The organism is Aureitalea marina (assembly GCF_002943755.1).
GTDB classification, from domain to species: Bacteria; Bacteroidota; Bacteroidia; order Flavobacteriales; family Flavobacteriaceae; genus Aureitalea; species Aureitalea marina.
On record NZ_MQUB01000001.1, the window covers coordinates 1,685,797 to 1,697,669 of the forward strand.

Genomic DNA, 11,873 nt, shown 5'->3' on the forward strand with positions numbered 1-11,873 from the left:
CAAAATTACAAAATGAGATGTTAAGAAAAATACAAGTCCAAGATGCGATTTAGAAGAATCTTGGCGATAGTACCCGTTCTGATTTGTTTAGGATGTCAAATCTGAGGAAGACCTCATAGGATCCATCACTGTAGTCCTCCAACTCTTGAGTGGTGTAATCATACCCCACTCCAAGGAAAAAGCCATCACTCACCTGGAAGCCAACCATCGCACTGACCGCTGCACTCCAGCGATAGGACGCACCCAAGGTCAACTTGTCGTACAACAGGAAGTTGGCAGACAGGTCCCACTGCAAGGGTGAACCACTGACCATCTTGACCAGGGTAGCCGGCTTGAACAGTACATTCTCACTCAGATCGAACACATAACCCATGATCAGAAAATAGTGCAAACGCTCCGCTGCTATCGACTCCGAACTACTACCAGCACTCAAACTACTCTCATCAAAGTGCTTGGTGGTTAGAAAGTTCGGTACCGAAAGCCCCGCATAGAAGCGCTCGGTGTTGTAGTAGATCCCTGCTCCTACCTGAGGCTGAACCTTGTTGTCGATATTGTTCTGAAACCTCGGGTCGGAGATATCGAAGATGTTCAACTTGGTAAAGTCTACATCCAATACGTCGATACCGGCCTTCAGTCCAAAGGACAGCTTACTGGCGTTGGCCAAAAACAACGAATAGGAATAATCCACATTGATGTTGGACTCCACTGCAGGTCCCAACTCGTCATGAACAATCGACAACCCAAGACCCATGTTGTCCAAGGCCCCTATCGGACCATTGACCGTAAAGGTCCCTGTCTTTGGTGCCCCATCGATATTGACCCACTGGGTACGGCCCAGTAAACCAAAACTCAATACCTCCCGATTGCCCGCATAGGCCGGGTTGACCACCTGAGTGTTGTACATGTATTGGGTATACTGTGGGTCCTGCTGGCTAAAACCATCGAACTGAACCAGTATCACCAAAATCACAAAGGCAATAAAACTATTTCTCATCGTGCGATATTTTTAATTCCCGGCCAGGGGAAAAACCCCTGACCAGAGAAATCCTTTATCTATTAGTTTCTATTGATATATAAGTATCCTTGGTAGGCTGACTGTCCTGGGTTATCGCCCGGGAAGGTCAACACATAATAGTACGTACCACTTGGCAAGCGCTTGCCTTGCTGTATCGTCGTACGACCCTCAGATATACCTTCAAAACGTCGGCTGTTGTTGTCGTATCCATCCACCTCGAAGACCTGAACACCCCAGCGGTTGAACACCTTGAAATTGTTCTGTGGATAATCCTCGATTCCCTGGATCACCATGAAGTCATTCAATCCGTCTCCGTCTGGTGATATGGCATTGAAGATCTCGAAGGTTGGCTGAGAACTGTTATCATTTAGGACCCGCGGTAAGATCACCACGGTAGGGTCGTCCGGATTGCCATCTCCGTCCAAATCTCTATTGGTTGGGTCGTTAGGGTCATCCGAAAGTACCCGAATCTCATTTCCGTATTCGTCTGTGGCGATCACCTCGATCTGGGCTTCAACCATTAAGGCCTCGAGATCAGATTCCGTGATCAGATAGGTGATCACAAAAGTATCCTCATCTACCGTCCCAGGTGGAAGTTCTTCGATAGGACCACCGCTATAGGATAAGCCAGGGCCTCGGAACCCTAACTGAATATCGAACAAACTTGAATCCCCGGTGTTACTGACCGTTACTTGAAAACGGACTTCCTCATCCACCTCACTGTTTCCATTGTTGTTATTGTCCATCCAGCGTCCCTCCATCTCAACTTCGAAAGAGGCGGTCTTATCCTCCTCTTCTTCTTGCTCTTCCTCTTGCTCATCCTCTTGCTCGTCCTCCGCACAGAAACCTTCGAAAACGGTAGGATCGTCCTGGGCAAAATCGTCATCATCCGAAAAATCCAAGATCATATTTCCCGAAATATCAACCGCAGTTACTTCTGCCTGGTTAATAACAAGACCCGCAGCCATATCTTCCGCTGTAATGACATAATCGGCCGTAAAATTGCTGCTATTCTCTTCACCGACCAGCAGACTTATTGCTTCTCCATTTACTGCAGCCAGAGGATCATTAATAGATACTTCGAACAGGGTGACATTTCCGGTATTGGCCAGCCGGAAATTGTACTGCAAGGTCTCACCCGGATCGGCGCATCCATTCTCGTTAAGATCCAACAGACTTACGGTTTTGATCAGCGCAATAGATGGGTCTTGGCAGAGATCGGTCACTGTGACCTCGTCGGTATCCACGGTGGACCCGGAGATATCACCGACCACGGTCTGATCCGGCGCCGTGGCTGTTACAGTAGCCTGATTGGTCACTGTTCCAACTTCGATATCATCTTGAGTTATCGTATAGGTGGCTGTGTATATCCAGGTTTCATCGATATTCAACAATCCGTCACTATCGGTATCTCCACTATCCGGTCCGGCCAGTTCTCCACCCAAGAGTGGGTCATTGACCACCACATTACTCATTGACTGATTTCCGGTGTTGCTCAGCTGAAGGGAAAACGCAATGGGCTCGCCAACTTGACTACAAGCTTCCGTTTGGTTGTATTCTGACGTCATGACCAACACAACGGCAGCTTGTTGGCAGATGTCCGTTATGGTAGGATCGTCTGTTTGCAGGGAGGTTCCCGACTCATCGTTAACCTCTGTAAAATTTGGAGTTTTTGCGATGACTGAAGCCTGGTTGACTACAGCTCCATAATCGATGTCTTCCTGGCTGAGGGAGTATCTTGCTTCATAGGTCCATTGTTCGTCTACATTCAGTTGACCATCCTGATTCACATCACCGGATATAGGACCTGAAATTTCACCTCCCAACATAGGATCTGATAGCGCAACCTCACTCAATGTTACCTGTCCGGTATTAACTACAGTAAATTCATACCCTATTTTTTGGCCAGGTAAAGGACAGGGAGCACTTTGGTCCAAGAGATCCTTTTTAACCAAGGCGATCTCGCCGGTAGAACACAACATGGACTGAACCGTATTGCTCACGGATTCTAATCGTCCTTGAGCACTTGTTCCCGAAGAGAAAGCTGTATTTTCTGCATATCCGCGATCTAAATCCTCCTGACTCAGTACGTAAGAACCTCTAAAATACCATCGCTCTCCTGGATTCAGTATACCGGGATCGGACTCATCTCCAGCAAAAGGAAGAGCCGAAAGTTCAGGAATCAATGGATCCATTAAGTCGATGTCAAAAATGGGAAGATCACCAGTATTGGTTAAACTGAATTCGTAATCGATTTGATCTCCAGCTACCAGATCGAAACACGAAGTGGGCTGATCTACCGTACATTTCTCTAGACGCATTTCTGCCCGATTGCAAAGAGCAACTATCTCCTGGTCCGAAGAGTTTAGATCAAATATCTCCTCTGTACCCACAAAATGGGCCTCAACCAAGGCTTGATTTATAACCTCTCCAGCGGTCACATCCTCGGCCTGAACCAAGTAAGCGGCTTCGAACACCCAGGTCTCGTCCGGGTCCAATCGTTCATCAGAGTTCGTATCGCCGGATAAAGGGCCTTCCAACGGCTGATCTGCAGCTATCAGAAAATCGGTCAGGCGAACCTGATCCAGGGGAACGTTTCCGATATTCTGCAGATTGAACCGATAGTTTATCATTTGTCCGGCCTGAATGGCATTACAGTTATCCGGATCTACATCAAGGGCTTGTTTATCCAATGAAATTCCACAAGAATAGATGGTGAGGTTAATAGCTGTTCGCTCATCACTCACACATCCGCTAACAGGATCATAGGTTTCAGCATAGAAGGTTGTCATTCCCGGATCAGACCAAGAAGGGTCGGTAATGTTCTCTCCTCCAACGGCCTGTAAATACCACCTTAATGACATACCGTCCGCCACTTCTGCAGACGGATAAAGTGTGATTTCTGCCTGACCTGTATCACAGGCAACCTGGTCGCCCATGCTCAAAGGCATTTCAGGAGATTCCTTGAGGATGATCGTCACTTCCTCACTGCCACCTGCAACAAAACAATCGTCGTAAGTACCTTCGTAGATCAGTACGACCTTAAATTGACCCGAGAATGCCAGGTCACCTGGATAGGAATAACTACCCGATAGTTGATCGATCTCCTGTCCTGGTATCGTTTCAATCAGGTCTTCGTTCAGGTAGAATTGCCACTGATAGTCCAACAGGAAAGGTTCGCAACCACTCATGTCCAGATCGGCTGAATAATTTATGGTGGAACTGCAATCCGGCTGGGTGATACTGAGGTCACTCATGTTCAAACAAGGAATACAGATATCGTTATTCGGAAATTGCAGTTCCGTCTCCTGACAAAAGACATCCGTGAATTCGACCTTACCCTGCTCAAAGGCTTGAGAACCACAAAGGTCAGTCGAAGCTAGCGTGAGATTATAAGAAAGCTGAAAGTTTTGAGATCCAATATCCCCAATATTCCAGCTGATTTCGCGGAGCTGTTCATCATAGTTTATTTCTTCGGAACCAAAATCCGTGTCCACCAGTTCGAAGCCCGCGGGTATCGTTTCTATTAATGTCGCATCGTATGCAGCAATTGGAAGTTGCCCTAATATATCGTCATAGATTTCCATGAGTTCGGCGGCACTTTCAGTAAGATATAACCCTTTGTTCTGAATCTGATCCAGGGTAAAAATGGCCGCCTCCTCTGCATTTCCAGACAAAGCACCTAACAAGCCAACAGAATAAATGGACTGTTCAAACTCACCATCTGCGGTCTCAATGACCAAAGCTTCCTGACCCTTCTCGATAGCATCCGTCATGCAGTCCGTAGAGTTCTGAGGAAAAGGCGGAGTAGGATTGCTGGTACATGGAACGTTGTTTAAAAATCGTCGATTGGTGACCCCATCTGACAGCAAAACAAAGCTCCTGGATGTTATACAGTCCAGGCTGGCTCCATCGAGATCTCCTGGCACCTCTGAGATATCATTGTATATATCCCCATCATCCAAAGTACCTTTCATTAGTTCGCTACCTGCATTCAAAGCCATAGAAATATTGGTACCCCCGCTTGCAAAGAGCGAATTGACTGCCTCAATTAGCTCCTCCTTCTCATCGGAGCCTGCAAATCCATAATTGGCCCAAGCGTAGATAGAATAGGAGATCACAGCTACCCGGTTCATCCCCGTAGGGTTATTCTCCTCGGAAAAAAGATTTTCGATGAAGTAGATGGCGGCATCTTTCGCATAATCCATAGGTTCCAAGTCATCACCGGGAATGTCCAATGCCATACTACCGGATCGATCGATAAGCAGGACTACTTCCTGCGGAATATCATCAGGTACTCCGGTAACTTGAAGATCCACCACATATTCATTACATCCCTCCACGCTGTTCATGTTGCGTTCCAGCAGCAGGTTCTGACTATTGCTATCAACTGTAGACAGGCAGAGAACCAGTCCCACAAACATGGACCTAAACAAACTTTGATATGTAGTCGGATTGGAGATCACTGTGTATGCTTAATTGTCAGATTGATCCGGTTCCATCCAAAGACGGAGATTAATGTGGCTATTGGATGAGCACTGTTTGCTTTGAGCCTTTACAGTAATACACTGCCAGGAAGCACGACTCAAAGTCTGTCTGAGACTCACTAACATGGATATAGATTCCGATTGTCCTGGTTGAACCAAGACTCGGTTAGCTGAATTCTGAGAAGTCTTCCATGTAGTAGTAAACAGATCAGGATCTGTTCTGCGCTCGGATTCCAGATCTCCGAGGGAACATGAATCAGGACCGACATCAACAGATAACAGATACTCCTGAACCTGGTCTGAATGATTGGTCAACTGTAAATAAAAGCGGGTGGGATCCTCCGATGTAACGGTGCGCGTATGCCTGTTCTTAACCACAGTCAAAGTGCTCTCGCAGCTCTGACCCCAACTTAACTGGCTAAAAACAAGACACAATAGTGCCCATAGCATTGAGCGTTCCCCAACTGATCTCAAATGCATTTCTTCGCAATTTATGCGAGTAGAATACCCAACTGTAATTTCAACTCTAGTCGAAAGGTAAGTAGGAAATTTCTTTCGTCATAAAAACCCTGTGTATATTAGGCAAAGACCGTATATTCTCGACGAACAACCCTTTTTTGGTTAAAAAATTCGCTTGTGGAAGGTAAATCTTACATTTAATTTCATAAAAAAGGGTGCTCAAATTGATGAGCACCCTTTGTTAAAGGCGGGAAACGATCCGGATTAATTCTGGATGATAAACATGGAACGCCGGTTGAGTTGGTGTTCCTCCTCCGTACAATCCGAACCGTTACCGCACCGATTAGTTAGCTGATATTCACCATATCCCTTAGCGCTTAATCGACCTGGGTCGACACCCTGGTCAATAAGCCACTTCATAGTCGATTGAGCTCTACGCTCGGACAAGTCCTCATTGTAGAGATCGTCTCCTCGGGAATCAGTGTGAGATTCAATATGAATGATCAGTTGGGGGTACTCATTCAACGCAGATAGAATCTTTGCTAACTCTATTTCCGCATCTGGGCGGATATAATCTTTATCAAAATCAAAATAAATGGGTTGTAAACTTAGGCGACATCCAAGATCATCGGCAGGACATGGATCACATGGCAATAGTACAGGCACTTCCATAATCTGGCTCTCTTTCGGAGTTTGGACCAATCTTTCCTGAGGATCACAACCCTCAAAATTGGCACGTACCAAATATGTTTCGTCACATCCCAATATATCACCAAAAGTGTATCGGCCACTTATATCAGTAACTGTGGTAGCAATTACCTGGTTATTGGCATCGAGCAGAGTTACTGTGGCTCCCTCAATATACGCTCCAGTTTCCTGGTTTGCGACGGAACCGGCAATGGTGACTTCACAGAACTTCAGGAAATAAATATCATCGGACAAACTCCCGGCACTCCCCGATCGGTTAGAGGAGACATAGGCCATCCGTTTCTCCGGATCAATGATAAAACCAAAGTCGTCCAAACCAGAATTTACTGGCTCTCCCATATTCTCTATACTAGTTGGCATGCCACCGGCATCGAGTTCGGTAAAGAAAACATCCATTCCACCAAGACCTGGGTGACCATCGCCTGAGAAATAAAGTATGTTCTCGTTGGAAATGAAGGGGAAGGATTCACGGGCTCCAGTATTGATCTTAGGTCCCAAATTGACTGGCGAACCAAAACTACCATCATCATTGATGGAGACATACCAGATGTCCGAAGCTCCATAGGTTCCTTCTCGGTCGGAGGCAAAGTACAGACGTTTACCATCCAGACTTAGTGTTGGATGAGCAAAAGAAACTGATTTTTCGTCCCCTTCCAGTTCCAGGCGTTCTACCTCACCCCAACTGCCACTTTCTTGCATCCGTGCGCGAAAAAGTTTCAATGTAAGCGTCTTATCACTTCCGTATTTCTTTTTCCCTTCCACCACATTGTTTCTGGTAAAGTACAGCGTCTTTCCATCGGCAGAAAGAGCGGTTGAAGACTCGTGATAAGGACTGTTGACCTCACCAGGTAAGGCCCGTGCATTGGAAAGCTCCCCATTTTCATCAATGTCGGCTATATAAAGATCGAGGAAACCATCGTTGGTCCACTCGTACACCTTAGCACCGGTACCATTGGATGTTGAGGCGAAAAGGAGTTGGTCTCCATAGAAACTAGATACAAAGTCCGAACCGTCCGTATTGATCCCAACCGCGTTAACATTAAAATCCTTGGCATTGGCCCTTATGTCCTCCAGATAATTCTTACTGTCCATATAATTCTTTACGATCAGGCTATCCCCACCATTTTCTGAATAGAGCATCATGAGTTCGTCTGCCCTTTCGAAATCTCCCATACTTTTGGCAGATTGGGCAGCTCGGAAATAGTAATCGGCAGCTAGTGGATCCGGATAATCTTCATTGGGGAAGATCTCCAATAATTGATCATAATATTTAGCCGCATCCTCATACTGCCCATTGAAGTAATAGGTATCTGCGAGGTTTTGGTATAATTGAGGAGAACTGTATCCTTTCTCGATCACCTGCATATAGATCTCTCGGGCGTCGATAAAAGAAAAACGATCGTAGATCTTATCGGCCTTCTTGATCTTAGGTCTTGTCTGACCAATAGAAACAGTGGTCATCAACCCCACTATGGCAACAAGGAAAAGACGTGTAATGCTAACGGATGTCTTCATAATCATGCTTATTTTAGGAAGGCCTGGACCAATTTAGGGTCCCCTCCCATTGCCGAGTATTGACCGATCAATTCTACGGCGAGTTCTTTATTTGATATAGCCTTGGCCGATCTAGCGGCACGTAAATAATAGTCTTCAGATAAGGTCTCTGGATAAGCCTCATTCGGATAACTGCTGAACAATTCCTGATACCAACGCAATGCTTCCGCATACTCAGATTTAAAATAATAGGAATCTGCCAGTTTCTGCAGGACTTGCGGAGAACGATATCCTCTTTCCACCACGTCCAGATAAACCTTACTTGAATCGATATAGGCATAAGGGTCTTTGGAAGCTTTTTCTTCTGATACTTCCTCCTGGGCCTGAAGATTTCCTAAACTGACCAGGAAGATCATCAGACCGAGAATCATAATATGATTGTTGTTAAAGCTCAAACTAGTCGTGTTTTAGAAGAATCTTGGCGATAGTACCCGTTCTGATTTGTTTAGGATGTCAAATCTGAGGAAGACCTCATAGGATCCATCACTGTAGTCCTCCAACTCTTGAGTGGTGTAATCATACCCCACTCCAAGGAAAAAGCCATCACTCACCTGGAAGCCAACCATCGCACTGACCGCTGCACTCCAGCGATAGGACGCACCCAAGGTCAACTTGTCGTACAACAGGAAGTTGGCAGACAGGTCCCACTGCAAGGGTGAACCACTGACCATCTTGACCAGGGTAGCCGGCTTGAACAGTACATTCTCACTCAGATCGAACACATAACCCATGATCAGAAAATAGTGCAAACGCTCCGCTGCTATCGACTCCGAACTACTACCAGCACTCAAACTACTCTCATCAAAGTGCTTGGTGGTTAGAAAGTTCGGTACCGAAAGCCCCGCATAGAAGCGCTCGGTGTTGTAGTAGATCCCTGCTCCTACCTGAGGCTGAACCTTGTTGTCGATATTGTTCTGAAACCTCGGGTCGGAGATATCGAAGATGTTCAACTTGGTAAAGTCTACATCCAATACGTCGATACCGGCCTTCAGTCCAAAGGACAGCTTACTGGCGTTGGCCAAAAACAACGAATAGGAATAATCCACATTGATGTTGGACTCCACTGCAGGTCCCAACTCGTCATGAACAATCGACAACCCAAGACCCATGTTGTCCAAGGCCCCTATCGGACCATTGACCGTAAAGGTCCCTGTCTTTGGTGCCCCATCGATATTGACCCACTGGGTACGGCCCAGTAAACCAAAACTCAATACCTCCCGATTGCCCGCATAGGCCGGGTTGACCACCTGAGTGTTGTACATGTATTGGGTATACTGTGGGTCCTGCTGGCTAAAACCATCGAACTGAACCAGTATCACCAAAATCACAAAGGCAATAAAACTATTTCTCATCGTGCGATATTTTTAATTCCCGGCCAGGGGAAAAACCCCTGACCAGAGAAATCCTTTATCTATTAGTTTCTATTGATATATAAGTATCCTTGGTAGGCTGACTGTCCTGGGTTATCGCCCGGGAAGGTCAACACATAATAGTACGTACCACTTGGCAAGCGCTTGCCTTGCTGTATCGTCGTACGACCCTCAGATATACCTTCAAAACGTCGGCTGTTGTTGTCGTATCCATCCACCTCGAAGACCTGAACACCCCAGCGGTTGAACACCTTGAAATTGTTCTGTGGATAATCCTCGATTCCCTGGATCACCATGAAGTCATTCAATCCGTCTCCGTCTGGTGATATGGCATTGAAGATCTCGAAGTTATTACTCAGAACGATTGGCAGTACAGTCACCGTTGGATCATCTGGATCACCATCGCCCTCCTCGTCAATGTCGGTAGAGTCGTTAGGATCATCTGAAAGATCAGTTATCTGCTGTCCAAGAATATTCTCGGCAGTGGCTGTCGCCTGGTTGACAACTTCACCATTGATGATATCTTCTTGTGTGATCACATAAGACCCTTCAAAGGTATCATCGTCGGTTTCACCCGGAAGTAACTCTTCAATTGGACCTCCAGTAATGACAACACCTGGAAGTGGGTCATCCAGCTGGATGTTGTACAACGGAAGTGAACCAGTGTTGGTCACCGCAAAGTTGAACGTAATGGTCTCTCCAACCTGCGTATTTCCGTCACCGTTCTCGTCATTGAAAGTTCCCGTCTTCTCAACCTCCAGAGTTCCTACAGATAGTGTAATCACACAACCTGTGCTGAAAATGGTCGGATCGTCTTCCAGGAAGCTGTCGTTATCCGACAGATCACTAACATCTTGGCCGTCAGTAGTTGTTCCTGTAGCCGTTGCCTGGTTCACAACTTCTCCATCGATAAGGTCCTGCAGCGTGATCTCGTACTCGGCCGTAAAGGTCATCGTATCGATCTCACCTATATCCAGGTCGATCGGTCCGCCCACCACATCCACAAGTGGATCGGTAATGGTAACGTTTGTAAGCGCCTGATTACCTGTATTGGCAACTTGGAAGCTGTACAATAGCAGATCTCCTGGAGTAGGACAATCATTATCATCCAGATCGATAAAGTCGAATTCTTTGATCAAGGCTATACCTGGATTCTGACACAGTTCGGTCTCAGTTGGATCGTCGTTATCCACGGCAGATCCGGACAGATCACTAACCTCAGTCTGATCAGGTGCGATAGCCGTTGCAGTAGCCTGGTTGGTCACTGTTCCAACTTCGATATCATCCTGGGTAATGGTGTAGGTTGCTGAATAGATCCAGATCTCATCCAGATCCAACAGTCCGTCGCCATCTGTGTCTCCACTATCTGGTCCGGCAAGTTCACCACCCAATAATGGATCGTTCACCACCACATTACTCAAGGTAACATTGCCTTCATTACTCACAGCAAAGGTGTAGATGATCGGCTTACCTGCTTCACTACAGTCACCACCATCGTCATAACTAGCTGTCTTCACAATTGCAATAGCAGGTTCCTGACATAGATCGGTCTCAGTGGCATCATCCGTGTCTACTGTTGTACCGGACTGATCGCTGACCTCTGTCTGATCTTGAGTCAGACCAGTAACAGTTGCTTGGTTCACTACCTCTCCGGCGTCTATATCATCCTGGGTAATGGTGTAACTAGCTTCGTAAATCCACTGCTCCGTTACATCCAATTGCCCATCATTATCGGTGTCACCAGATATAGGTCCTGCGACCACACCTCCAAGGAGGTCGTCGATCAATTCAATATCGCTCAAGGATACATTACCCTTGTTGGACACCAGGAATTGATAGTTGATCGTATCGCCTATAGACGAACATTCATCCGGGTTCTCCAATTCACCGATCTTGACTACGGCAATATCAGCTTGTTGACATAGTTCGGTTTCTGTTACATCGTCCGTATCGATAGCCGATCCAGACAGATCACTAACCGGTGACTGATCTGGTGCAATCGCACTGGCAGTAGCCTGGTTCAGAACAACTCCGGCATCTATGTCCGCTTGAGTGATTAGGTATGATCCGGTATAGATCCATTCCTCGTTCACATCCAGTAGTCCGTCATTATCATTGTCACCACTGTCCGGTCCGGCAAGAATTCCGCCTAATAGAAGATCTTCTACCTCCACATTTGAAAGACTCACATTTCCGGTATTGTATACCGTAAAGGTGTAGGTGATCTCGTCTCCTACAGAGCTACAATCTCCTCCGATATCATAATCAGCCTCTTTCACT

The 11,873-nt window shown here is 46.4% G+C and carries 7 protein-coding genes; all 7 read right to left on the reverse strand.

Translation table 11 applies throughout. From position 1 onward, the window contains the following. Window positions 1-49: 49 nt before the first annotated feature. The 7 genes from BST85_RS07780 to BST85_RS07810 all read right to left on the reverse strand — a co-directional run bounded on the left by BST85_RS07780 (window position 50) and on the right by BST85_RS07810 (window position 11,872). Entirely contained in the window at window positions 50-994 is a 945-nt protein-coding gene (locus BST85_RS07780) for a PorP/SprF family type IX secretion system membrane protein (RefSeq protein WP_104812735.1), read from the reverse strand. Between the two features lie 62 nt (window positions 995-1,056). Beyond that, complete coding sequence (locus BST85_RS07785; RefSeq protein WP_104812736.1) at window positions 1,057-5,439, reverse strand: DUF7507 domain-containing protein; 4,383 nt, start codon at window positions 5,437-5,439, stop codon at window positions 1,057-1,059. Between the two features lie 51 nt (window positions 5,440-5,490). Beyond that, window positions 5,491-5,982, reverse strand: a complete 492-nt coding sequence (locus BST85_RS07790; protein ID WP_146090682.1) for a hypothetical protein — start codon at window positions 5,980-5,982, stop codon at window positions 5,491-5,493. Window positions 5,983-6,225: 243 nt separating this feature from the next. Then, complete coding sequence (locus BST85_RS07795; RefSeq protein ID WP_181039988.1) at window positions 6,226-8,184, reverse strand: OmpA family protein; 1,959 nt, start codon at window positions 8,182-8,184, stop codon at window positions 6,226-6,228. An 8-nt stretch (window positions 8,185-8,192) separates the two neighbouring features. Then, window positions 8,193-8,594 carry a tetratricopeptide repeat protein gene (locus BST85_RS07800; RefSeq protein WP_104812739.1) on the reverse strand — a complete coding sequence of 134 codons (402 nt, stop codon included), beginning with the start codon at window positions 8,592-8,594 and terminating at the stop codon, window positions 8,193-8,195. 36 nt (window positions 8,595-8,630) lie between these two features. After that, the gene (locus tag BST85_RS07805; RefSeq protein ID WP_104812735.1) at window positions 8,631-9,575 is read right to left on the reverse strand and encodes a PorP/SprF family type IX secretion system membrane protein; all 945 of its coding nucleotides are present in this window, start codon (window positions 9,573-9,575) and stop codon (window positions 8,631-8,633) included. 62 nt (window positions 9,576-9,637) lie between these two features. Then, window positions 9,638-11,872 (reverse strand): DUF7507 domain-containing protein, encoded by a 2,235-nt coding sequence (locus BST85_RS07810; protein ID WP_104812740.1) that lies wholly within the window; start codon window positions 11,870-11,872, stop codon window positions 9,638-9,640. Window position 11,873 lies beyond the last annotated feature (1 nt).